Origin of the sequence: Ideonella lacteola, assembly GCF_038066555.1 — a bacterium.
GTDB classification, from domain to species: Bacteria; Pseudomonadota; Gammaproteobacteria; order Burkholderiales; family Burkholderiaceae_C; genus Ideonella; species Ideonella lacteola.
The window spans coordinates 120534-146492 of the sequence record NZ_JBBUTG010000001.1; the positions used below are offsets into that span (position 1 = coordinate 120534).

At 68.0% G+C, this 25959-nt stretch carries 11 protein-coding genes; 6 read left to right on the plus strand and 5 right to left on the minus strand.

Going from position 1 to position 25959, the window contains the following annotated elements:
* Positions 1–22: 22 nt before the first annotated feature.
* Entirely contained in the window at positions 23–13396 is a 13374-nt protein-coding gene (locus AACH06_RS00400; RefSeq protein WP_341423606.1) for a hypothetical protein, read from the minus strand.
* Positions 13397–13694: 298 nt separating this feature from the next.
* On the opposite strand from AACH06_RS00400, the gene AACH06_RS00405 reads away from it, so the two are divergent.
* From AACH06_RS00405 to AACH06_RS00415, 3 genes are all read left to right on the plus strand, one after another.
* Positions 13695–15494 carry a type I secretion system permease/ATPase gene (locus AACH06_RS00405; protein ID WP_341423607.1) on the plus strand — a complete coding sequence of 600 codons (1800 nt, stop codon included), beginning with the start codon at positions 13695–13697 and terminating at the stop codon, positions 15492–15494.
* A gap of 13 nt (positions 15495–15507) precedes the next feature.
* Entirely contained in the window at positions 15508–16836 is a 1329-nt protein-coding gene (locus AACH06_RS00410; protein WP_341423608.1) for an HlyD family type I secretion periplasmic adaptor subunit, read from the plus strand.
* A gap of 73 nt (positions 16837–16909) precedes the next feature.
* Positions 16910–17668 (plus strand): DUF3047 domain-containing protein, encoded by a 759-nt coding sequence (locus AACH06_RS00415; RefSeq protein WP_341423609.1) that lies wholly within the window; start codon positions 16910–16912, stop codon positions 17666–17668.
* 12 nt (positions 17669–17680) lie between these two features.
* Here AACH06_RS00415 and AACH06_RS00420 read toward each other — a convergent pair whose 3' ends face one another.
* The 4 genes from AACH06_RS00420 to AACH06_RS00435 all read right to left on the minus strand — a co-directional run bounded on the left by AACH06_RS00420 (position 17681) and on the right by AACH06_RS00435 (position 23367).
* Positions 17681–18421, minus strand: coding sequence for a hypothetical protein (locus AACH06_RS00420; protein WP_341423610.1), 741 nt, complete (start codon positions 18419–18421; stop codon positions 17681–17683).
* A gap of 68 nt (positions 18422–18489) precedes the next feature.
* Positions 18490–19500, minus strand: a complete 1011-nt coding sequence (locus AACH06_RS00425) for a class 1 fructose-bisphosphatase (RefSeq protein ID WP_341423611.1) — start codon at positions 19498–19500, stop codon at positions 18490–18492.
* Between the two features lie 79 nt (positions 19501–19579).
* Positions 19580–22252: an aminopeptidase N gene (gene pepN / locus AACH06_RS00430; protein ID WP_341423612.1), complete on the minus strand. Its 2673-nt coding sequence runs from the start codon at positions 22250–22252 to the stop codon at positions 19580–19582.
* Between the two features lie 323 nt (positions 22253–22575).
* Entirely contained in the window at positions 22576–23367 is a 792-nt protein-coding gene (locus tag AACH06_RS00435) for a hypothetical protein (protein WP_341423613.1), read from the minus strand.
* A gap of 30 nt (positions 23368–23397) precedes the next feature.
* Here AACH06_RS00435 and AACH06_RS00440 point away from each other — a divergent pair, with 30 nt between their 5' ends.
* From AACH06_RS00440 to AACH06_RS00450, 3 genes are all read left to right on the plus strand, one after another.
* A complete protein-coding gene (locus AACH06_RS00440; RefSeq protein ID WP_341423614.1) occupies positions 23398–24501 on the plus strand; it encodes a hypothetical protein in 1104 nt (367 codons plus the stop codon).
* A gap of 37 nt (positions 24502–24538) precedes the next feature.
* Entirely contained in the window at positions 24539–25378 is an 840-nt protein-coding gene (locus AACH06_RS00445; RefSeq protein ID WP_341423615.1) for a glycosyltransferase family protein, read from the plus strand.
* 112 nt (positions 25379–25490) lie between these two features.
* Positions 25491–25886: an FAD synthase family protein gene (locus AACH06_RS00450; RefSeq protein WP_341423616.1), complete on the plus strand. Its 396-nt coding sequence runs from the start codon at positions 25491–25493 to the stop codon at positions 25884–25886.
* Positions 25887–25959: the final 73 nt, after the last annotated feature.

A 25959-nucleotide genomic window follows, 5' to 3' on the forward strand; every position in this document is an offset into this window, starting at 1 on the left:
GCCTGATCCCAGGAGAGAGACATCAACTGCCGAAGATGTCTCCCGCATTGATGGTGCCCACGTTGGTGCCGAGCAGCTTGATTTCCATGTCGGTCGTGCCGTCGCCGTCCAGGTCGACCAGCAGTACCGTGTCGCTCGCGGTCAGGCCGCTGCCGTACGAGGTGCCGCTGATGGCCCGCACTTCGGTGTTGCCACCGGCCGTGAAGGCGTTGGTGCCGCGGAAGCCGAGCGTGCCCTGCACGAGGCCCAGCAGGTAGATCTGGTCGACCGTGGTGCTCGATGTGCCGGCGTTGAAGCCGGTGATCGTGTCGGCCGAGGCGCCGGTGCCCGATTCGGATTCGGCCTTGTAGAGGAACTTGTCCGTGCCGCCGCCCGCCGTCATGGCGTCGACGCCGTCCTTGCCCCACACGGTGGTGCCGCCGCCCCGGATCACGATGGTGTCGTTGCCGGTGGAGCCGACGACGCTCTCGATGGCCGAGACCGACAGGCGGCCGGCGGCCAGCATCGTGACCGTGTCGGTGCCGGCCGCTCCGGTGACCGTCTCGACCCCGGACACCGTCAGGCTGCCGGAGGCCAGCAGGGTGACGTTGTCGGTGGTGGCGGTGGTGCCCAGCACCGATTCGACCGAGCTGAGCTGCACCGCGGTGCTGCCGCTGAGCGTGACCACGTCGGTGCCGGTGCTGCCGGTCACCTTCTCGACCGCCGAGATCCACAGGCTGCCGGAGGTCAACATCGTCAACGCATCGGCGGTGCCAGTGGTGCCGATCACCGACTCGATCGAGCTGATGCGCAGGCCGCCGCCGCTGAGCATCGTCAGCGTGTCGGTCCCGGTGGAGCCCAGGGCCGATTCCATGTCGCGCACGCTGATCGATCCGGCCGACAGCATCGTCACGATGTCGGTCGTTCCGGTCGTGCCCAGCACGCTCTCGATGCTGCTCACCTTCAGTGCGCCACCCACCTGCAAGGTGATCGTGTCGCTGCCGGTGGTGCCGAGCACGGTTTCGATGTTGCCCACCCGCACGCCGCCGGTGCCCAGCAGCGTCAAGACATCGGTGGTGCCGTTGGTGCCGAGCACGGTTTCGATGCCGCTGACCGCGAGGCTGGCGCTCAGCATCACCACCGAATCGATACCCGTCGAGCCGAGGACCGTTTCGACGTTGCTGACACGCAGCGCGTCGGCCACGGCCATCGTCAGCACATCGGTGCCGGAAGAGCCGATCACCGTGTCGATCTTGTTGACGATCATCGAGCCGGCGTTGAGCATCGTGACCGTCTCGGTGGTGGCGGTGGTGCCCACCACGCTTTCGATGCTGCTCACCTTCAGCGAGCCGGCACCGCGCAGCGTGACGACATCGTTGGTGGCGGTGCTGCCCAGCACCGTCTCGACCGCGCTGACCGACAGCGAGCCGCCGCCGACCAGCGTGACGATGTCGGCCGTGGCGGTGGTGCCGTTGACCGAATCCACCGCCGAGACGCGGATGCTGACCGAGCCGCTGCCCCGCAGCGCGACGATGTCGGTCGCCGCGGTGGTGCCGACGACCGATTCGACGCTGGACACCGACAGGGTGCCGGCGACGGCCATCTGAATGATGTCGGTCGTGCCGCTGGCGCCGTTCACCGTCTCGACGCTGGACACCTTGACGGTGCCCGAAGACAGCAGCGTCAGCACGTCGGCGCCGGTGGTGCCCAGCACGGTGTCGATGGCCGAGGTGGCCACGGCGCCGGCCGCGAGCAGGCTCAGCACGTCGGTCGTGGCGGTGGTGCCCACCACCGTTTCGACCGACGACACCGCCAGCGTGCCGGTGGCCAGCATCGAGACCACGTCGGTGCCGGTGGAGCCCGTCACCGATTCGACCGCCGAGATGTCGATTGTCGAGGCCGCCAACAGGCGGATGGCATCGTTGGTCGCGGTCGAGCCGACGACCGATTCGATGCCCGAGATGCTGGTGGCGCTGGTGTCGGCCAGCAGCGTGAGCGTGTCGCTCAGGCCGGTGGTGCCGATCACCGAGCTGACGCCGCGGGTGGTCAACTCGCCTTCCTGGCGCATCGTCACCGAGTCACCGGCCAGCGTGCTGCCGATGACCGTCTCGACATCCGAGACCTTCACCGAGCTCGCGCCCAGCAGGGTCACGACATCGGTGGTGTCCAGCGTGCCGTTGACCGATTCGACGTCGGAGACGGTGATCGAGCTTGCGGTCAGCAGCGTGACGCTGTCGGTGGTGGCCGTGCTGCCGAGCACGGTGTCCACGCTCGACACGCTCAGCGCGCCGGCCGCGGCGAGGGTGATCACCTCGACGCTGCCGCCCAGGCCGTAGACCGTTTCGACGCCGTTGACCCGCAGCGAACCGCCGGCGAGCATGTTGACCTGGTCGCTGCCCGTGCTGCCGGTGACGGTGTCCACCGCGCTGACGCTGACGGTGCCGGCATCCAGCAGGCTCACCGCATCGTTCGTGCCGGTCGTGCCCACCACGGTGGCGATGTCGCTGATCTTCAGCACCCCGCCAGCCAGCATGCGCACCACATCGCCCGTACCGCCGGTGCCCAGCACCGTCTCGATGGCCGAGACGCCGACGGAGCCGGAGGCCAGCAGTGCCACGATGTCTGCGGTGCCGGTGGTGCCGATGACCGAGTCGATGCCCGACACCGTCAGGCGGCCGCCGGCCAGCATCGTGGCGACATCGGTGGTGGCCGTGGTGCCGATGAGGGTTTCGACCGCCGAGACCTTGACACTGCCGGTGGCCAACAGTGTGACCACGTCGCGCGTACCGGCCGAGCCGGTGACGGTCTCGACCGCCGAGACGGCGAGCGCATCGCCGGTGCGCATCTTCACCGTGTCGGCTCCGCTGCTGCCGGTGACGGTTTCCACGTCGGACACATTCAGCACACCCGCCACCAGCATGGTGACGATGTCGGTGCCGGCGGCCGTGCCATCGACCGTTTCGATGCCGGAGACGGCCAGGGTGCCGCCGCCGATCAGGCTGGCCACGTCGGTCACCTCGGTGGTGCCCACCAGGGTCTCGACGTTGGACAGCGCGACCGTGCCGGTGGCCAGCAGCCGCACCACATCGGTGGTGCCGGTGGTGCCGTTGACGGTGTCGACCGCGCTGATCGAGAGGCTGCCGCCGTTGAAGGTGAGCACATCGACGGCGGTGGTGCCCAGCACGCTTTCGACGGCCGACACCTCCACGTCGCCGCCGCCGCGCAGCGTGAGCACGTCGACACCGGTGGAGCCCACCACCGATTCGACCGCGCTGACCGCCATCGAGCCGGCTGCCAGCAGGGTGACCACGTCGGTCGTGTCGCCACCGCCCACCACCGATTCGATGGCCGAGACGCTGACGCTGTCGGATTCGATCAGGCGAAGGATGTCGTTGACGCTGGTGCTGCCGATCACGCTTTCGAAGGCGCTGGCGGCGTAGGTGCCGCCAGCCAGCAGCGTCAGCACTTCCGCGGTGGCGGTGGTGCCGATGGCGCTTTCGACGCCCGAGACGCTCAGGCGGCCGGCGGAACCGGAATCGGTGACGGTGATCACGTCGGTACCGGTGGAGCCCAACACCGTGTCCACCTCGCTGACGCTCACCGAACCCGCGGCCAGCAGATCGAGCACGTCGGTCGTGCCGGTGGTGCCGGTCACTGTTTCGACGGCCGAGGTGGCCAGCGTGCCCGCGGCCAGCATCGTGGCCGAGTCACCCGCCGCGGTGGTGCCGAGCACCGTTTCCACGGCGCTGACAGAGACCGCGCCCGTGTTCAGCATCGCCAGCACGTTGGCGCCGGTCGAGCCGATCACGCTGTCGACGTCCGACACCGAGATGCGGCCCGTGCTCAGCAGCGTGAGCACATCGCCGCTGCCCGCGCCGCTGCCGATCACGGATTCGAAGGCCGAGACCGACACGCTGCCACTGGTCAGCAGCGTGAGCACATCGGTGGTGTCGGTGGTGCCGATGACCTTGGCCACGTCCGAGACCGCGATCGAGCCGCCGGCCAGCAGGTTGACCTGGTCGGTGGTGGCGCCGGTGCCCACGACCGTGTCGACCGCCGACACGCGCACGGTGCCCGTGGCCAGCAGGGTGACGATGTCGCCGGCATTGGTGGTGCCGATCACCGATTCCATCGCCGAGACCGAGACGCTGCCCGTGGCCAGCATCGTCAGCGCGTCGGCGGTGCCGGTGGTGCCCAGCACGGATTCGACATTCGAGGTGGCCAGCGCGCCGCCTGCCAGCATCTGCAGGGCATCGGTGGTGGCGGTGGAGCCCAGCACCGATTCGATGCCGGAGATGGCCATGGCGGAGGTCGGCGCGGCCAGCAGCGTGATGGTGTCGGCGGTGCCCGTGGAGCCCGTCACCGTTTCGATCGCCGAGACGGCCACCGTGCCGGCGCCGATCAGGGTCAGCACTTCGGTGCCGGTGGCGCCGATGACGGTTTCGACGCCGGAGGCGCGCAGCGTGTCGCCCGCGTTGAGCATCACGATATCGCCGGCGCTCGAGGAGCCGATCACCGATTCGATGCCGCTGAATCGCAGCGTGCCCGAGGCCAGCATCGTCACCGAATCGGTGGTGCCGGTGGTGCCAACGACGCTGTCGACCGACGACACGGCGATCGCGGTCTGTGATCCGGTGAGGGTGACGGTGTCGGTGCCGGTGGTGCCCAGCACCGTATCGACGCCGCTGATCGACAGGCTGCCCGCGGCGCCCATCGTCACGACATCGGCGCCGGTCGAGCCGACCACCGATTCGATCGCCGAGATCCAGGTGCTGCCCGCGGCCAGCAGGGTGAGCGTGTCCGCGGTGCCGGTGCCACCGAGCACGCTGTCGACCGCCGAGACGGCCACGGCGGATTGAGCGCCGAGCAGGGCGACGATGTCGGTGGCGGCAGCGCCGCCGATCACGGTTTCTGCGTCGCTGATGCGCAGCGTGCCGCCCCCGTTCATCGTGACGACGTCGGTGCCGGTGGTGCCCACCAGGGTTTCGATGCGAGAGACCGAGACGGTGGCAGACGCGCCGCCGAGGGTGAGCACATCGGTACCCGTCGAGCCGACGATCGATTCGAACGCCGAGGCGGTCACGCTGCCGGCGGCCAGCAGGGTCAGCACCTCGCCGGTGGCGGTGGTGCCCGTGGCGCTTTCGATCGCCGAGACAGCGATCGAGCCGGTGGTCAGCAGGCTGACCGATTCGCCGGTGCCGGTGGTGCCGATCACGGTGTCGATGTTCCGCACCAGCAGGCTTTCACCCGCGGTGCCGAGGCGCACGGTTTCGGTGACGGCACCGCTGCCGGTGACGGTTTCGATGCCCGAGACCGTCACCGTGCCGGCGGCGAGCAGGGCCAGCGCGTCGGTGGTGGCGGTGGTGCCGAGCACCGTGTCGACCGCCGAGGTCGACAGGCTGCCGGCAGCCAGCATCTGGACGGTATCGGTCACGGCCGTTTGGCCGAGCACGGTGTTGATGTCGGACACGGCCAGCGTGCTGCCCGAGGCGAGGGTGACGACCTCGACCAGCGTCGAAGCGCCGATCACGGTCGCCACGTCGCTCACCTTCAGGCTGCCGGCGGCCAGCATGGTGACGGCGTCGCTGCCGCCCCCGCCGACCACCGATTCCACATCGGAGACCTGGATCGAGCCGCCGTCCAGCACACGCACCACATCGGTGGCCGATGCCGAGCCCACCACCTTCTCCACGCCGCTGACGTTCACCGTGCCGGTGACCAGCATGTTGAGCACATCGGTGCCGGTGGAGCCCACGACGCTGTCGACCTTGTTGATCGACACCGTGCCGGCCGCCAGCATCGTGGCGGTGTCGGTGCCGGTGGTGCCGACGAGGGTGTCGACATCCGAGATCGAGAGGCTGCCGGCGGCGAGCATCGTCACCGCCTCGGTGGTGCCGGTCGTACCGGTCACGGTCTCGAAGCGCGAGATCGAGACGGCGCCGCCCGAGAGCAGCGTGAGCACGTCGTCCGAATCGGTGGTGCCCATCGCGGTTTCGACACCGCTGACGGCCAGCGCGCCGGGGGTGGTGAGGCGCACGATGTCGGCCACGCCGGACGAGCCCAGCACGGTCTCGATGTCGCTCACCGTCACGCTGCCGGCGGTGAGCATGCGCACCACGTCGGTTCCGGTCGAGCCGTTGATGCTGGCCATGCTGGACACGGCGATCGTGCCGGCGGCCAGCAGGGTGGCGGTGTCGGTGGTGGCGGTGGTGCCGACCAGGGTTTCGACATCGCTCACCTCGATGCTGCCGCCCGCGGCCACGGTGACCACGTCGGTGCCGGTCGAGCCGATGACCGTTTCGAAGCGGTTCACCCGGATGGTGCTGGCGGTCAGCAGCGTCAGGGAGTCGCCGGCGTCGGTGGAGCCGATGGCGGTGTCCACATCGCGCACCGTCAGCGATCCGCTGACCAGCATGTTCACCACGTCAGCCGAGCCGGAGACGCCGATGACAGTGTCGACGTCCGACACGTTCACCGAGCCGGCCACGAGCAGGGTGACGACCTCGGTGCTGTCGGCGCTGCCGATGGCGGTTTCAACCGCCGAGATCGACAGGCTGCCGCCGTTGTTCAAGGTGACGACATCGGTGCTGGTGCTGCCGAGCACCGTTTCCAGATCGGAGACAGCGATCGTGCTGGCGGCCAGCAACCGAAGAATGTCGGTGGTGGCGGTGGTGCCGATCGCGCTGGCCACGTTGCGCACGTTCAAGGTGCCGGTGCTCAGCATCGTGATCTCGTCGGCGGTGTCGCCGGTGCCCACCACGGTTTCGATCGCAGACACGGCGAGCGCGCCCGCGGTCAGCAGCCACACGCCGTCGACACCGGTGGTGCCCACGACGGTTTCCACATCCGACACGCGCAGGCCGCCCGCGGCGAGCAGCGTGACCACGTCGTCGGTGGCGGCGCTGCCGGTGACGCTTTCGATGGCGCTGACCGAGAGGTTGCCGCCGTTGGCCATGGTCACCGCATCGGCGGTACCCAGCGAGCCGAGCACGGTTTCGATCGCGTCGACCTCGACCGAGCCCGACGCCAGCATGTGCAGCACATCGGCGGTGGCGGTGGTGCCGATCACCGAGGCCACGCGCGAGACATGCAGCGTGGTGTCTTCGGTGAGCTGCGTCACCACGTCGTTGGCGTTGCCGGTGCCCAGCACCGTGTCGATGTCGCTCACGCTGACCGATTCGCTGGCCAGCAGGCGCACGGCATCGGCAGCGGTGGTGCCGATCACGCTGGCCACCGACGACACGGCGACCGTGCCCGCGGCCAGCAGCGTGACCTGGTCGGTCGACTCCCCGGTGCCTTGCACCGATTCGACCTGGCTGATGGAGATGCTGCCGGTGGTCAGCAGCGTCACGGCGTCGACGCTTCCCAGGCCACCGACCAGCGTTTCGACGTCTGACAGCGCGATGCTGCCGCTCGTCAACAGATGGATTTCGTCGGCGGTGCCGGTGGAGCCGATCACCGTCTCGACGGACGACATCGACACCACGCCTTCCGCACCGAGGGTGACGATGTCACCTGCTGCCGTGGAGCCGACGACGGTCTCGACGTCTGACACCAACACTTCGCCGGCGGCCAGCAGGTTCAACACATCGGTGGTGTCGGTGCTGCCGGTGACGCTTTCGACGTCTTGAACGGCCAGGGTGCCGGTGGCGCCCATGGTGACGCTGTCCGACAGGTCGGCCGAGCCGAGCACCGTGTCGATGGCGCTCACCGTCAGGGCGGTGCCATCGCGCATGGTGACCACGTCGGTGCCGGTGGTGCCTTGCACCGATTCGACACCGGCCACCGACACGTCGCCGGCCACCAGCAGCTGCACTTCGTCGGCGGTGCCATCCGAGCCGGTGACGCTCTCGACGCCCGAAATCTGCAGCGTGCCTTCCGTCAACAGGGTGACGGCGTCGGTGGTGTCGGTGGTGCCGAGCAGTTGATCAACGTCGCTGACGGAGATGGCGCCGGCTTCGAGCATCTGCACCACGTCGGCCGTGCCGCCAGCGCCGATCACGCTTTCCACCGCACTCACCGCCAGGGTGGTGTTGGCATCAAGCTGGGTGACGGTGTCGTTGGTGGCGGACGAGCCCACGAGCGTCGCCACACCGGACACGCTCACCGACGAGCCTGCCAGCAGGGTGACGATGTCGCCGCTGCCCGAGCCGATGACCGATTCCACCTCGCTGATCGAGAGGTTGCCGGCGGCATCCAGCGTCACGGTGTCGTCGGTGGCGGTGGTGCCGGTGACGGTTTCGATGCCGCTGATGTGCAGTGAGGTGGCGTCGAGCATCGTCACCGCGTCGGTGCCGGTGCTTCCGATGACGCTTTCGATGTCGCTCACCGAGAGGTCACCCGCGGCGGCCATCGTGAGCACGTCGGTGCCGCCGCTCTGGCCGATCACGCTCTCGACGGCGCTGACGACCACTTCGGCGTTGCTGTCCAGCAGCGTGACGGTGTCGCTCGAACCGGCCGAGCCGACGATGGTCTCAAAGGCAGATGCCTCGATCGAGCCGCTGTTCAGCAGCGTCAGGGCATCGGTGGTGCCGGTGGTGCCGATCGCCGTTTCGACGTCGCTGACGGCGACGGAGGTGCCGCCGATCAGCGTGACCACATCGGTGCCCGCCGAACCCAGCACGCTGTCGATCGCCGAGACGGAGATGGTGGCGTCGGTCAGCAGGGTGAGGGTTTCGGCCCCGGTCGTGCCGGTGACGGTTTCCACATCGCTGACCGCCAGGTTGCCGGCGGCGATGGTCAGCACGTCGGTGCCGGTGGAGCCGAGCACGGTGTCGATGTTCGACAGCGCGATGCTGCTGCTGGTGGCATCGGCCAGGGTGACCACTTCCACCGCATTGGCGGCGCCAACCAGCGATTCGACGGCATTGGCCGCGCCGGCCACGGTGATGCTGCCACCACCGATCAGGGTGACCCGATCGGTGCCGGTGGAGCCAGTGACGCTTTCGACTCCCGACAGGGTGATGCTGCCGGCATTCAGCAGCGTCACCTCGTCGGTGGCGCCGACGGCGCCGATCACCGTTTCGACATCGGAGACCGCCACGGTGGCCGATGTCAGCAAGGTGAGGGTGTTGGTGCCGGCCGAGCCGAGCACGGTCTCCACATCGGTGACGGCGATGCTGCCCGCGGCCAGCAGGGTGAGTTCATCGTCGGTGGCGGTGGAGCCGATCACGCTTTCGACGCTGCTCACGCTGTGCGAGCCGCCATCTTCGAAGGTGACGGTGTCGACCGACCCGGACGCACCGAGCACGGTCTCCACGCCGCTGACCTGCACGCTGCCGCCGCCGGCCAGGGTGAGCACATCGGCCGTGTCGGTCGAGCCCACCACGCTTTCGACGGCCGAAACGGCCAGTGTGGCGCTGCCCATCGTGACCTGGTCGGCCCCGGTGGTGCCCAGCACGGTGGCGATGCTGTTCACCTCGATGGTCGCACCGTTGCCCATCAGCGTCAGCACATCGGCGGTACCGCCCGTGCCGACCACCGACTCCACGCCGGACACCGCCAGCGCGCCGGTGGCGGCCAGGGTGATCACATCGGTGGTGTCGGTCGAACCGATGACGGTGTTGATGTTCGAGACCGACAAGGCACCGCCCGCGCCGACCACGGTGACGACTTCGACAGCGCCGCTGCTGCCGACGATCGTGTCGACATCGGACACCGCGACGCTGCCGCCGGCGAGCAGCCTCAGCACATCGGTGGTGTCGGTGGTGCCGACCACGCTTTCGATGGCCGAGACGGCGACGGTGGCGGTGGCCATCGTCAGGGTGTCGGTGCCGGTGGAGCCCAGCACGGTGGCCACATCGCTCACGGTGACGGAGGCGCCGTTGCCGCCGAGGGTGACCACATCGGTGGACTGACCCGTGCCGGTGATCGATTCGATGCCGGAGATCTTGATGGCGCCCGTGGCCAGCAGGGTGACGGCGTCGGTGGTGTCGGTGGTGCCGATGACGGTGTCCACCGCGCTGACGGCGACGGTGCCGGTGGTGCCGAGGGTGACCACCTCGGTGAGCCCGGCGCTGCCGACGACGGTTTCAACATCGGAGACGGTCACCGAGCCTGCGGCCAGCAGCGTGAGCACGTCGGTGGTGTCGGTGGTGCCGACCACGCTTTCGATGGCCGAGACGGCGACGGTGGCGGTGGCCATCGTCAGGGTGTCGGTGCCGGTGGAGCCCAGCACGGTGGCCACATCGCTGACGGTGACGGCGGCACCGTTGCCCAGCAGTGTGACCACGTCGTTCGCCAGGCCGGTGCCGGTGACCGATTCGATGCCCGAGACCTTCACGGCGCCACTGGCCAGCAGGGTGACGGCGTCGGTGGTGTCGGTGGTGCCGATGACGGTGTCCACCGCGTTGACGGCGATGGTGCCGGTGGTCAGCAGCGTGACGACTTCGGTCAGGCCACTGCCGCCGATGACGGTGTCGACATCGCTCACACCGATGCTGCCCGAGGCCAGCAGCGACAGCACATCGGTGGTGTCGGTGGTGCCGATCACCGTTTCAACCGCCGAGACGGCCAGGCTGCCGGTGGTGAGCATCGTCACCGCGTCGGTGGCGCCGGTGCCGCCGATCACGGTGTTGACGTCTGACACGGCGACGGTGGTGCCGCCGATCATCCGCACGATCTCGATGTTCGACGACGAGCCGATGACGCTCGCCACATTCGAGACGCGCACCGTGCCGGCGGCGCCGAGCGTCAACACGTCGGCGGTGTCGCCGGTGCCGATGACGGTTTCGACCGCCGAGACCCACAGCGCGCCGGTGGTGGTCATCGTGACGGCGTCGGTGGCACCCGTGGTGCCGATGACCGAATCGACATCCGATACCCTGATCGAGCCCGTGGCCAGCAACTGCACCACGTCGGTGGTGTCGGTGGTGCCGATGACGGTTTCGATGCCCGAGACCTTGACGGTGCCGGTGACGAGCATCGTCAGTGCATCGGCGCCGGTGGAGCCGAGCACGGTGTCGATGTCGCTCACCGAGACGGCGCCGGCCGCCAGCAACTGCAGCACTTCGGTCTGCGCGGTCGCGCCGAGCACGGTTTCGACCGCCGACACGCGCACGGTACCGGCGTTCAGCAGCTGCACGATGTCGGTGGTGTCGGTCGAGCCGATGACGGTGTCGATCGACGAGACGGCCAGCGTGCCGGTGGCCAGCATCGTCACCGCGTCGGTGGCGGCGGTGGTGCCCAGCACGGTGTCGATGTCGCTGACCGAGACCGAGCCGGTGGCCAGCAGCGTGACGGTTTCTGTGGTGTCGGTGGTGCCGACCACCGATTCCACACGGCTGATGGCGATGTTGCCGGCCGTGCCGAGGGTGATGGTGTCGGTGCCGGTGGAGCCGATGACCGATTCCACGTCGCTGACGGTGACCGCAGAAGCGGCCAGCAGCGTCAAGGTATCGGTGCCGGTGGTGCCGGTGACGGAGTCGATGGCCGAGATGGCGAGCGAGCCGGCGGCCAGCATCGTGATGGCTTCGGTGGTGTTGGTGGTGCCGATGACCGTGTCGATGGCGGACACCGAGATCGAATCGCCGGCACTCAGCAGGCGCACGATTTCGACGGCGGTGGTGCCGAGCACGGTGTCGACCGACGACACGCTCAAGGAGCCGGCGGCCAGCATGCTGACGACGTCGGTGGTGTCGGTGGTGCCGGTGACGGATTCGACCCCCGAGACGGCCAGCGTGCCGGTGGTGAGCATCGTCAGCGCGTCGGTGGCGGCGGTGCTGCCGAGCACGGTGTCGATGTCGCTCACCGCCACGGTGCCGGTCACCAGCAGGGTCAGCACGTCGGTGGTGTCGGTGGTGCCGATCACGCTTTCGACGGCGGAGACCGCCAGGCTGCCGGTGGTGAGCATCGTCACCGCATCGGTGGCGCCGGTGCCGCCGATCACGGTGTTGATGTCGGACACCGACACGGCCGCGCCGCCGATCATGCGCAGCACTTCGGTGTTGGATGACGAGCCGAGCACCGTCGCCACGTCGGAAATGCGCACCGTGCCGGCAGCGCCGAGCGTCAGCACATCGGCGGTGTCGCCGGTGCCGATCACGGTTTCGATGCCCGAGACCCACAGCGCGCCGGTGGTGGTCATCGTCACCGCATCGGTCGCCCCGGTGGTGCCGATGACGGAGTCGACATCCGAGATGCTGACCGACCCTGCGGCCAGCAATTGGACGATGTCGGTGGTGTCGGTGGTGCCGATGACGGTCTCGATGCCCGAGACCTTGACGGTGCCGGTGACCAGCATCGTCAGCGCATCGGCGCCGGTGGAGCCCAGGACGGAGTCGATGTCGCTGATGGACACCGAGCTGGCGGCCAGCAACTGCAGCACTTCGGTCTGCGCCGTGGCACCGAGCACGGTCTCGACGGCCGAGATCTTCACCGTGCCGGCGTTGAGCAGTTGCACCACGTCGGTGGTGTCGGTCGAGCCGGTGACCGTGTCGATCGACGAGACAGCCAGCGTGCCGGTGGCCAGCATCGTCACCGCATCGGTGGTGGCGGTGGTGCCCAGCACGGTGTCGATGTCGCTGACCGAGACCGAGCCCGTGGCCAGCAACGTGACGGTTTCGGTGGTGTCGGTGGTGCCGACCACCGATTCCACGCGGCTGATGGCGATGTTGCCGGCCGTGCCGAGGGTGACGGTGTCGGTGCCGGTGGAGCCGATGACCGATTCCACGTCGCTGACCGTGACGGCCGAAGCGGCCAGCAGGTTCAGCGTGTCGGTGCCGGTGGTGCCGGTGACGGAGTCAATCGCCGAGACGGAGAGCGAGCCGGCGGCGAGCATCGTCACCGCTTCGGTCGTGTCGGTGGTGCCGATCACGCTGTCAATGTCCGACACCGAGATGGAATCGCCGGCGTTGGCGAGGGTGACCACGTCCACCGCGGTGGTGCCGACTAGCGATTCCACCGACGAGACGCTGAGCGAGCCACCGCCGAGCATGTTGACGATGTCGGTGGTGTCGGTCGAGCCGATCACCGATTCGACGGCCGAGACGGTCATCGTGCCCGTGGCGAGCATGGTGATCGCGTCGGTCGTGTCGGTCGAGCCCACCACGGTGTCGATGTCGCTGACCGAGACCGAGCCGCCGGCCAGCAGGTTCAGCACATCGGTGGTGTCGGTGGTGCCCAGCACGCTTTCGACACCGCTGACGGACAGGGTGCCGGTGGTCAGCATCGACAGCACATCGGTGCCGGTGGACCCGACCACGGTCTCGACATCCGAGACGTAGACGGTGCCGCTGTTGGCGGTATTGAGGGTGACCGCGTCGGTGCCCGTGGAGCCCAGGATGGTCTCGATGTCGCTGATCGCGATGCTGCCGCCGGTGCCCAGCAGCGTCAGCACATCGGTCGTCGATGTGGTGCCGCCGATGCTGCTGACGTTGCCCGAGATGACAACACCGTTGATATCGACCGAATCAATCATGGGTACTCCGCAAACTCAAGCGTGACGTTTTTGACGTTTCTGCGGACCCGATAAGCTGGCGACACGGCCGTGGCCGCGCGCTCCCTCCTTCAGGTCGTCGTCGTGTTTTCGGCCGGCGGGTGCCGAGCTTGAAGGGAGGCTGAGGGTTATTCGCGGGCCTTATTCCGCGATCGCCTGATTTGCGGTGGGGCTACCCTGCCTGCCGATGGCCTCGCCGTGTCGGCGTGGTGTTACGGCTCGTTTCATGCACGCCGGGCTCAGCCCGGTGGGCGCGGGCCTGACCGTTGGACCGCTTTCGATGAACTCACCTGCATTGCCCACTCGACCTGCCTCGGCGCCCAGCCGACGCGAAGGGCCAGTGGGCCGGGCCCTGGCCGGCGAGAGGCGGGCGTTGGCCGCTTGCGCGCTGTTCAGTGGCGTGTCGAGCGTCTTGCTGCTGGTGCCCTCGGTCTACTCGATGCAAATTTATGATCGCGTGCTCTCCAGCCGCCATGGCATGACGCTGCTGGCGCTGACGGCGATTGCGCTCGGTCTGTACCTGCTGATCGCGGCATTGGACTGGGCGCGTGGCGAGCTGATGGTGGTGGCCGGCATGCGGCTGGACGACAAGCTGCGCCAGCGGGTGTTCGACGCGGCGATGGCCCGGCCCGGCGCGGGCGCGGTGGCGGCCAACGCCGCCCAGGCCGATCTGCACACCGTGCGTCAATTCATCTCCGGCCCCGCGCTGCACGCCTTGTTTGATCTGCCTTGGCTGCCGGTGATGGCGCTGGCGGCCACCTTGCTGCACCCCTGGCTCGGGGCTTATGTGGTGGGCGCCACGCTGTTGCTGCTGGGCCTGACCTGGCTGAGTGAGTGGCGCAGCGCGGCGCCGCTGGCGCGGGCCGGTGTGGAGGGCATGGCGGCCCAGTTGTCGCTGGCCGAGACGGCACGCCACGCGGAAGCGGTGCGGGCTCTGGGCATGCAGGCCGCGCTGCGCGAACGCTGGCTGCGCCGACATCTGGCGATGCTGGGTTGGCAGTCACGCGCCAGCCAGGCGGCAGAGACGCTCGGTGCCAGCACGCGCTTCGCCCGCATGGCGCTGCAGTCGCTGGTGTTTGCCCTCGGCGCCTGGCTGGTGCTGGACGCCGATCTCTCTGCGGGCGGCATCTTCGCGGTCTCATTGATCGTCGGTCGTGCGCTGGCCCCGGTGGAGCAGGTTCTGAACCTGTGGCGCCAGGTGGTGCAGGTGCGTGGTGCGTGGGATCGGCTGGACACGCTGCTGATCGAGGCCGGCGAAGCCGCCGAGCGCATGGCGCTGCCCGCGCCGACCGGACAGATCAGCGTTCAGCAGGCGTCTGCGCTGGCCCCTGGCGGCGGGCGGCCGGTGCTGGTCGGCATCACCTGCGCCGCGATGCCGGGCGACATCGTGGGGGTGATCGGCCCCAGCGGCTCGGGCAAATCGACCCTGGGCCGGTTGCTGATCGGGCTGGATGCGCCCGCGGCGGGGCAGGTCAGGCTCGATGGTGCCGAGGTGTCTCAATGGCCGCGCGAAGCCTTGGGGCCTCACCTGGGCTATCTGCCGCAATCGGTGGATCTGCTCGAAGGCACCGTGGCGGAGAACATCGCGCGCTTCGGCCCGGTGGATGCCGACAAGGTGGTGGCGGCCGCCCGATCCGCCGGCGTGCACGACCTGATCCTGAAGTTGCCGCACGGTTATGACACCCCGCTGGGCGCCGATGGCTCGGGCCTGTCTGGCGGGCAGAAGCAGCGCGTGGCTCTGGCACGTGCGCTGTACGGTGAGCCCCGCCTGCTGGTGCTGGATGAACCGAATGCCAACCTGGATGCCGACGGCGAGGCCGCGCTGCACACGGCGCTGATCGGTATGAAGGCACGCGGCGCCACGGTCTTCGTCATCACCCAGCGCAACGGCGTGCTGGGCCTGGCCGACAAGCTGCTGGTGCTGCAAGAGGGTGCTGCGCTGGCCTTCGGGCCGAAGCAGGAGGTGCTGGCGCGCTTCAGCGCCACGCCCGTGCCGGTGAATTCGGTGGGGGCTGGGGCGGCGGGTGGCCCGGCGGGCGCGGCGGCGCGTCCGCCTGCTCAAGCCGCAGCCGGTGCCTGACTTCGGAGTGGTGATGAAGCTGAGCAAGACGATGGATGCGATCGAGCTGCCGCCGCCGGTGCCGATGGATGTGGCGCGCCCGATGCGATTCGGCTTCGGCGCGCTGGCGCTGGGCCTGGCCGTCACGGTCTGGTGGGCCGCCGCGGTGCCGCTGGCCGAAGGCATACCAGCCGACGGTGTGGTGAAGACGGAGGGCAGCCGTCGCAGCGTGCAGCACCCCCGAGGCGGCACGGTGAAGGACATCCTCGTTCGAGACGGCGATGTCGTCCGCCAGGGGCAGCCCTTGATTCGCCTGGACGACACGGAGGCGAAGGCCAAGGTCGGCATGATCGAGGCCCGCTGGTGGCCTTCGCTGGCGCTGGAGGCCCGGCTGCTGGCGGAGCGCGATGGCCTGGATCACATCCCCTTTGCGCCGGAGCTGCGCGACAGCACGGCCGAGGGCGCCATCGAAGCCATCCACGCACAGCAACGCCTGTTCGAGGCGCGGCGCACGGCGGTCTCGCAGGACGACGCCGCCCAGCAGGCGGCGGTCGACTCGCTGCGCGCCTACGGCCATGGCTTGAAAGACCAGACGGCCAGCCGCGAAGAGCAGATCCGCTCGCTGAACGAAGAGCTCAAGACCTGGCGTGAGCTGCAATCGCAAGGCTACGTGGCCCGGGCGCGGCTCTTCGAGATCGAACGCAACCTGATGGCCTTGCAAGGGCAGTACAGCCAGGACGTGGGCACGCTGTCGCGCGTCGAGGGCAGCGTGGCCGAGACCGAAGCCAAGCGCGTGCAGCGCCAATCCGAGCTGCGCCGGGACATCGAGGCGCAGTTGACCGAGGTGCAGGCCCGCATCGCCGAGCTGCGCGAACAGCGCGCAGCGCTGCAAGATGAACTGGCCCGTTGCACGCTCAGCGCGCCTGTCGATGGCACCGTGGTGGACCTGGCGGTGCACACCGTCGGCGGTGTGGCGGCCGGCGGCCAGAAGCTGCTGGACATCGTGCCCAATCGCGAATCGATGGTCGTCGAAGCCCAGGTGCCGGTGCGCTTGTCCGACGGGCTGGTCAACGGGCTGGCGGCGCAGGTGAGGTTCACCTCGCGCGACCAACGGTTGACCAAACCGGCGGATGGCCAGGTGGTCTACGTGGCGGCGGACCGCAGTGCGGACATGCAGAACCCCGACGGTTGGTATCTGGTGCGCGTGGTCGTTCCGCCGCCAGCGCTGAAGGAGGCCGGGGTGGCCAGCCTTCAGCCGGGCATGCCCGCTCAGGTGATGATCACCACCGGCCACCGCTCGATGCTGGCCTACCTGGTGGACCCGCTGACCAAGCGCCTCAACGGTGTGCTCGCCGAGCGCTGAGATGCGGCAGCGAGATGACAAGTTCACGCCCGCGGCGGCCCGGCGTTCACCGCGGCTGGTGGACACTCACGGGGTGAGTTCGAAGCTGTACCCCGATCTTGTTCCACCGCGCCGCGGGCCTGCGCGCCGACTGTGGGCCGTGGTCTTGGTGGCGGTGTCCACCGTCATCGCAGGCTGTGCCACCGGCCCCCAGCCGGCCGTGGTGGGCGCCGTGAGCGGCGGTGGTGAACCCGGCGACTGGCATCCGATGCCGTTCCCCGGCAAGCCGCCCACCCACTACGAGTGGAGTGAAAAAGAGGGCCGACGCGCCGTGCTGGCGGTGGCCGACCGGTCCGCGGGCATGTGGCGCAAGCGGATCGACCCGGCCGCCAGCCGCCCGCGCGAAGCGGCCTTCTCCTGGTGGGTGCAAGACGCCATCCCCGGCGCCGACCTGACGGATGCCGACCGCGGCGATGCGCCGGCGCGGGTGATGTTTGGATTCGATGGCGATGTGGCGGCGCTTCCGCTCAGCACCCGGATGTTCTTCGACCTGGTGCAGACGCTCACCGGCGAGCAGCCGCCCTATGCGACGCTGGTCTACGTGTGGGATGCGCGCCAGCCGGTGGGGACCGTGCTGGTCCATCCCCGCAGCGATCGGGTGCGCACCATCGTCGTCGATTCGGGCGCGGGTGAACTGCGCCGTTGGCGAGACCATCGCCGAGACCTGGCGGCCGACTTTCGGCTCGCCTTCGGCGAAGACCCAGGGCCGCTGGTGTCGGTGGCGTTCATGACCGACAGCGACAACACCCGGTCACAGGCCAAGACCTGGTACGGCTCGGTGGAACTGCGCTGACCTCGCGGTCGGTCAGACGATCGAGCGGATCATGCCGATCGCACGGGTGACGCGGTCGAGCATGCTGGCGTCGGCCTCGTCGACGTTGCCGTGGAAGATGAGGTTGCGGTAGCGGCCCAGCTCCAGCAGCTCGGCGTGCAGGGCCTCGTCGATGCTGCCGTTGTCCAGCAGGGTGGCGGCCATCTGCCGTACGCTGCCGGCCAGCTTCTCGTCCGGGCCTTGGCCGATCAGATCGAGCCGCCGCAGCTGTTCGCGCATCGCGCGTTCCAGTTGCCGGAAGGCGCGCAGAAAATCCGCCGCCGGCAAGCTGTCGCGGGCCTCTCGGTAGGGCTGCGCTTGTTGCAGCAGGTGCTGCTGCTGCTCCAACTGGTCCAGCTGACGCTCGGCCGCCTTCTGGTATTTGGCCGGGTCGATGATGGTGACCACGAAGCCAAGCCCGGCCACGATGGCGACGATGTCGAAGAAGGCCGCCGCGCTCATCAACCAGCCTGGCGTGACATGGTCCGTCCGGTTGACCCACACCACCAGCAGGCTCAGCACCACCGCCAGCGCGGTCATCCAGGCCAGCACCGTGAGCCGGGCGTGGTAGCTGGCCCGCAGCACCGCGTGCAGCTCTTGCAGCGAATCGTCGCGCTCCCGCGCGGCTTCGATCTGCGACAACACCAGCGCATAGCCGGTGAGCAGCAGCGCCACGAAAGTGGACACGCACTGCGCCGCAGCGGTGAATGTCCAGTAGATGTAGTCGGTGTTCATCGAGCCCCTTGTCGGGTGGGGCGAGCGGCGTTCACCGACGGGCTGAACGCCGCCGCGGGCTCACGCCATCACTGGCCGGCTTCGAGGTGGTAGCCGGTGACGCGCTGCACTTCGTTCTTCGAGCCCAGCACCACGCTGACACGTTCGTGCAGCTTGCTCGGCACCAGGTCCATCACGCGCTGGCGGCCATTGGTGGCCATGCCGCCGGCCTGTTCGACCAAGAACGCCATCGGGTTGGCTTCGTACATCAGGCGCAGCTTGCCGGGCTTGTCCGGCTCGCGCTTGTCCCACGGGTACATGAAGATGCCGCCGCGGGTGAGGATGCGATGCACGTCGGCCACCATCGAGGCGACCCAGCGCATGTTGAAGTCCTTGCCGCGAGGGCCTTCCTTGCCCGCCAGGCATTCGTCGATGTAGCGCTTGACTGGGTCATCCCAGTGGCGCATGTTCGACATGTTGATCGCGAATTCCTTGGTGTCTTCCGGGATCTGCACGTCCTCGGCCGTCAGCACCCACGAGCCTTGCTCGCGGTCGAGCGTGAACATGGCCACACCCCGACCCACGGTGAGCACCAGCGTGGTTTGCGGGCCATACACGCAGTAGCCAGCGGCGGCCTGCTGTTTGCCGGGTTGCAGGAAGTCTTCTTCGCTGATGCCGCGCTGGTTGTTGACCTTGCGCAGCACCGAGAAGATGGTGCCGATCGACACGTTGACGTCGATGTTCGACGAGCCGTCGAGCGGGTCGAACAGCAGCAGGTATTCGCCCTGTGGGTACCGGTTGGGCACCACGTGGATCGAATCCATCTCCTCCGACGCCATCGCCGCGAGGTGACCGCCCCATTCGTTGGCTTCGATCAGCACCTCGTTCGAGATGATGTCCAGCTTCTTCTGGACTTCGCCCTGCACATTCTCGGAACCGGCGCTGCCCAGCACCTCGCCGAGGGCGCCCTTGTTGACCGAGATCGCGATGCGCTTGCAGGCACGCGCAACCACCTCGATCAGCAGCCGCAGCTGCGCCGGAATGTGGCCGTGTTCGCGCTGCTGCTCGACCAGGTACTGGGTCAGCGAAATGCGGCTCATTGCAGCCCCTCGGCTTGGATGGTTGTTGGCGTGAGATCGGCCGGGCGCGCGGCCCGCTGATGCTTCAGCATGGAGGTCCTCATTCTTGAAGAGCGCGATGGATGATCTCGGCGGTGTCGCTGGAGAGGTCGGTGCGTGCGGCCACACGGGCCACCGCTTCGCGAGCGGCCGAGCGGTAGGGCTCGGCCAGGTGGCGCCAACGGTCCAGCGCCCGCGCGAAGCGCGACGCGAGCTGTGGGTTGATGGCATCGAGCTCGACGACGCGCTCGGCCCAGAACACATAGCCACCGGCATCGGCGCGGTGGAAGGCGGCCGGGTTGAAGAAGGCCAAGGCCATCAACAGCGAGCGTGCGCGGTTCGGGTTGCCGAGGGTGAAATCGGGGTGCTTGAGCAACTGTTTCGCCTGGGCGAACACCCGGCCATCGCGCTCGGGGGCGCGGGCCTGCAGCATGAACCACTTGTCGAGCACCAGCGGCTCGTGGCGGAACAGCGCGTGGAAGCGTTCCAGCGCCGGAGCCGCCAACTCGGCGTGGGCGTTGACCAGCGCTTGCAGCGCGCCGAGGCGGTCGGTCATGTTCGACGCATCCTTGAAGCGCTGGTACGCGCGGCCCGGCCAGACCGTGTCGCCGGTGGCCACGGCGTGGCGCACCAGCATGGCCAGCGCCAGATTGGCCAGCGCGCGCTTGCCCGACTGCTCGGCCACCGGACGGTAGCCTTCGCGGACTTGATGCTCAGCGAAGGCCCAGGCCCAGTCTTCGTTCAGGCGGGCCGCCAGTTGTTGCACCATCGATTCGCGCACGGCGTGCACGCGCTGCGGGTCGACTTCGGTCGTCTGCTCGGCGACATAGCCTTCAGACGGCGGCACCAGTGCCAGTTCCTTGAAGGCCGGGTCGAGCGAGGGATCGCGCAACAGGCCACGCATCGCGTGCACGAAGGGCTCGTCGAGCTCCAGCGTGCCGGTGGGCAGGGCGGTGAGCAGGCGTCCCAAGGCCAATTTCTGGCCCGATTCCCAACGGGTGAAGGGGTCGCTGTCGTGGGCCAGCAGCACCAGGCGGTCGGCATCGGTCAGGCCGTCGTCCAGCAGCACCGGGGCCGAGAAACCCCGCAGCAGCGAGGGCACGCAGTCTTCGGTGACGTGGGTGAAAACGAAGCGCTGGGTGGCCTCGGTCATCACCAGCACGCGGTGGCTGCCAGAGGGGGCGGCTTCCCCTTCGAGCTGCAGCGCCAGGGCCTGACCACTGTGGCGACCCACCAGGCCCATGGCCACCGGAATCAGCTGCGGCAGCTTGTTCGGCTGGGCTGCGGTGACCGGGTTGGCTTGCGACAACTCGAGCGTGAAGGTTGAGGCGGCGGTGTCGTACTGGCCGCGGGCTGACAGGTGTGGCGTGCCCGATTGCGAGTACCAGCGCTTGAACAGCGCCAGGTTCACCGCCAAAGCGCTGTCGGGGTTGGCATCGGCAATGGCCTGCGCGAAGTCGTCGCAGGTCACGGCCTGCCCGTCATGGCGCTGGAAGTACAGTGACATGCCCTTGGCAAAGCCTTCGCGGCCCACCAGGGTGTGCATCATGCGCACGACTTCGGCGCCCTTTTCATACACCGTCGAGGTGTAGAAGTTGTCGATGGCCTGGTAGGCATCCGGGCGCACGGGGTGGGCCATCGGGCCCGCGTCTTCCGGGAACTGCGATTCACGCAGACGCAGCACATCGGCAATCCGGCAGACGGCGCGCGCCGAGGCGCTGCCGGCCATGTCCATCGAGAACTCCTGGTCCCGGAAGACGGTCAGGCCTTCTTTCAGCGACAGCTGGAACCAGTCGCGGCAGGTGATGCGGTTGCCCGTCCAGTTGTGGAAGTACTCGTGGCCGACCACGCTCTCGATGCCGTCGAAGTCGGCATCGGTGGCGGTGGCTGCGCTGGCCAGCACGTACTTGGTGTTGAACAGGTTCAAGCCCTTGTTCTCCATCGCGCCCATGTTGAAGTCGTCGACGGCGACGATCATGAAGCGCTCCAGGTCGAGCGGCAGGTTGAAGCGGGCTTCATCCCACACCACCGACGCGATCAGCGAGTTCATCGCATGCTCGGTCTTGTCCAGGTCGCCGCGCTTGACGAAGATCTGCAGCAAGTGGTCCTTGCCGCCGCGGGTGCGTACCCACTGCTCGCGGGCCACCAGATCGGCCGCCACCAGCGCAAAGAGGTAGCTGGGCTTGGGGAACGGGTCGTGCCATTTGGCGAAGTGGCGGCCGCCATCGAGCTCGCCCTGCTCGACCAGATTGCCGTTGGACAGCAGCACCGGGTACTTCTTCTTGTCGCCACGCAGGGTGACGGTGTAGACCGCCATCACATCCGGCCGATCGAGGAAGTAGGTGATGCGACGGAAGCCCTCGGCCTCGCATTGGGTGTACAGGCCACCGCCCGAGGCGTACAGCCCCGACAAATGGGTGTTCTTCTCGGGCGCGATCGTGTTGCGGATCTCCAGCACGAACTGGTCCGCCGCCGGGGCATCGATCACCAGCATGTCGTCTTCGTGGCGGAAAGACACGCTCTGCCCATCCACCAGCACACGCAGCAGGTTGAGGTCTTCGCCATGCAGGCGCAGCGGCTGCGCCGGCTGCTGGCCATTGCGCTCGATCGTGAGCTTGCTGGCGACGATCGTCTTCGCGGCGTCGAGGTCCAGCGTCAGGTCGACCTGGCGGATCCAGTAGGCCGGCGAGAGATAGTCCTCGCGGCGAATGAGAGGGGCAGTGCCTTCGCGCATGGTGAGTCTTGACGTTGTGGGTCGGGATGGGGCCTCGGCGGCGCAACCGCAGCGCGGCGCGCGCGGTACGGCGTTGGCGCAAGGCGCATCGCAGCCGTGGTGGAAGACCGGTGGGTCCAACCCGGCAGTTTACCGGCAGGCCGGATGGCCAAACGGTGCACGGGGCATGTGGCCGGCCCGCGCAAGTGTTGACAAAGCCTCGATCACCGCTCGCGATCAGCTGCTGAGGCTTCGGGCTTACCCTAGTGCAGTGTTCAACCAGGTATCCGCCGGTGCCTGCGGATGGCGCTGCCGCCTCGTGATCTGCCGGGGCGAGAGCAGGTTCAATGGGCAATCTCGCCCGTCCATTGACGGCGCAACTCGTCGATCGGAATGACCGGGGACCAATGGCCGCGCACCAGCTCCTTCAGGCGCACCTTCGTCAGGCGATACCACAGGCCAAAAGCCTCGTGCATCTTTGGCTCGCCGTGGAATTTGACGATGGTCGCGTTGGCGATGCGTTGGCGGCCCTCGGCCGGGTTCTGGCGACCGAGGCGGACAGTCTTCTTGAAGCTGACGATCACGTGCACCGGGAACAGGGCCACGCGATCCCGAAGACCGTGCGCAGTGACGACCCCATGCACGAAATCCTGGTCGCCCAGGACCTTCTGCTTGTAGGTTTCTCCGGCCACAAATGAATCGTAGATCTGCTTCAGGCCGCCTCGTCGGATGCGCATCACCGAGGAATTGAAGCCGTCGTAGTGCCAGTTCGGGACGATCACGAGATCGGCCGGATGCCCGAAGCAGAACGACAGCAACTCTTCCATGTCGCGCCGGATCACCAGGCTCAGGTCGAGGTAGAGAAACTCCTCGAAGGGCACGTAGGCCGGATTGAACAGGCCGATCTTTCGGGTCGTGCGCCGCATGCCTGGGCGGTCCAGTTCGGTCCATCCTGAGCAGTCCTGACGGATGACACCGGCCGGCAACGGTCGGTCCACGTCGGTGTAGCAGTGCAGTTCAAAGGGCCGCTTGCAATGGCGCTTGAGCATGCCGTGCAGGCGCTCGATGTAGATGTCGGTCATCGGGTGTGGCTCGCCGAAAGCCATGCACACGATGGGAAGCGGTGCTCCGCTCATGGGGGGTCCTCATGCAATACTCTTCGGGTGATGGCGACGCCAAACCCGGCTTCTGCGGCGATTGTGATGGATGGCAAGGACACGGGTACCGGCGGGACCCTCTTCCTCGCCTCGACGCCGCTGCATACTTTCTTGGCTCTCGGCCTGATGGCCGGGCCGTTGAGCGATCGTCCGCGGCGGCTGTGGTTGATCGACCAGCCTGCGGGTGCGCGAGATTGCCTGGGGGATGCCGTCGAGGCTTCGCCATCGCTCGCGGTCCAGGTGCAGCGCTTCGCGGCATTGCGGGGCACTGGCCCGGCCCGGGCTGAACTGCGGCGCATCAGCGCCTTGGTGGCGAAGGCTTCCCCTGAGACCTTGGCCGTGGGCATGGACCACCGACTCGAGTTCCATGCCGCGGTACGCGGGTGCCCGCAGGCGAAGCGGGTCTACATCGACGACGGTTTGTACAGTTACCTGCCGCATCAGCATGCTGTGCCTGCCTGGCAAGAGCGCCTTTCCAACTGGCGGCGGGGCTGGAAGTACGGTTTGCCGGTGGAGCGCCCGTCGCTCGTGGGGGGATCGAGGGCGGTCCAATCGGCCTATGTGCTGCTGCCAGATCGCGTCCATGCGGGGTTGGCGGGCAAGCCGGTGCAGGCTTACCGGCCCGAATGGTTTGCCGGTGACGAGGTGCGGCGGGTCTGCGTGGCTGCTGCCGGTCTCGCCGGGTTGGACGCGGCCCACTGCGCCGATTGGCGGCTCTTGCTGCTGTTGCCCCACCCTCGCTTTCTGGCGGCCGACCGGGCATTGCGGCAGCAATTGGCGGCACTGGTGCGGCGAGCGGGCGCGGACGGCCCGGTCGCGCTGAAGTCGCATCCGAACGCCACGGCGTCGGCGCATGACCAACTGGGTTTGCCCGCGCACGCTGCGGCAGAGGTGCCGCCCCGCCTGCCGGCCGAGGTGCTGGTGCCACTGTTGCGCCAGACCCGCGTGGTGGGTTCACTGACCACCGCCTTGCTCAGCTTGTCTTTGTTGGGGCGAGGCTTGCAGGTGTATCGCCTGCCGAGCCCGGCGAGCACGTCTGGTTTCGAGGCCGGGGCGCAGCGCGTTTACGATGCGGCCGGCGTGCGGGTCTTTGACCCAGCGCAAGACGGTTGAGCCGCCTGAGCGCTCGGGCGCCTGAGAAAATCCCACGATGACCGAACCCATTCGCGTGTTTGTTGGCGCGGTGCACACGCACCGGCTGATGTTTGAAGTGCTGCGCTGGTCGATCAAGCGCCACGCCTCGCGCCCTGTCGAGGTGCGTTCGATCGGCGAGTTGACTGCCCCGGGCCTGCCGGTGCCGAAGAAGCCTGAAAACCGGCCCGTGACACCGTTCTCTTTCCAGCGTTTCGCCGTGCCCATGTTGGCCGGCTGGCGTGGGCGCGCCATCTATTGCGACTCAGACCAGGTGGTGTTGCGTGACATCGCCCTACTGAACGACTTGCCGATGCACTTTGGCGCCCGCATCCTGCGCCGCACCGAGAAGGGGCCGGACGGCCGCACCGGTGGCCACGCCTCCAGCGTGATGCTGTTGAACTGCGAGAAGTTGCAGGCGTGGGAGCCGCAGCGCATCGCCGACGAACTGGACGCCGGCCGCTACGACTACCGCGCCTTGATGAAGCTGAAGACCGTGTGGCTCAAGGGCTCGATGCCTCGCCACTGGAACGCGCTGGACCACCACGAGCCAGCCACCTGCTTGCTGCACTACACCCGCCGCTCGACCCAGCCATGGATCGCCCGCGGCCACCAGCACGAAGGAATCTGGTTCGAGGCCTTGTTCAGTGGCCTGGACGCTGGAGAGGTGAGCCCCGACGCGGTCGAATACGCCATCGCCAACCGTTTCGTTCGCCCGTCTTTCGGGTGGCAGGCGGAGCGGCGCGAGCCTGATTCGAGCAAGGTGCCGGCCGAGTTGCACGCCGCAGATACCGCCTTCCTCGAGCACTGCAGCAAACACCAGTTCAACAATCTCGACGGCGACTACCGCAGTACGTGAGGCCCTCTGCTTCTTCGAACTGCTTCTTCGAGTGGCTGCCTCCTTCGGGGCTCTTGCTGCGGCCCCTTGCCAGTTTCGGCGTTGGCGACGCCATTGATGTAAAGAGATCTCGATGCGTCGTATCGTGACCTTCGGAACCTTTGATGTGCTGCATGTGGGGCACGTGCTCATCCTGGAGCGTGCACGTGCCTTGGGCGACCGCCTGATCGTGGGCGTCTCATCCGACGATCTGAACTTTCGCAAGAAGGGGCGGCGCCCCATCTATTCGCAGACAGACCGGCTCCACATCATCAGTGCGCTGCGTTGCGTGGATGAGGTGTTCGTCGAAGAGTCGCTGGAACTCAAGGGCGACTACTTGCGCCAGCACCAGGCCTCGGCGCTCGTTATGGGCGACGATTGGGTGGGGCGCTTCGACGAGTTCAAGTCGATCTGCGAGGTGATCTACCTGCCGCGGACGCCGTCGATCTCAACCACCGAGATCATCGAGGTGATCAGGCAGGCGCCGTGAATAGGGCCCCCACGGTCCTTCTGGTCGCTGCTCCCCGAGGGGGCTCACGCAGCGGACCGGCGAAACCGAATCC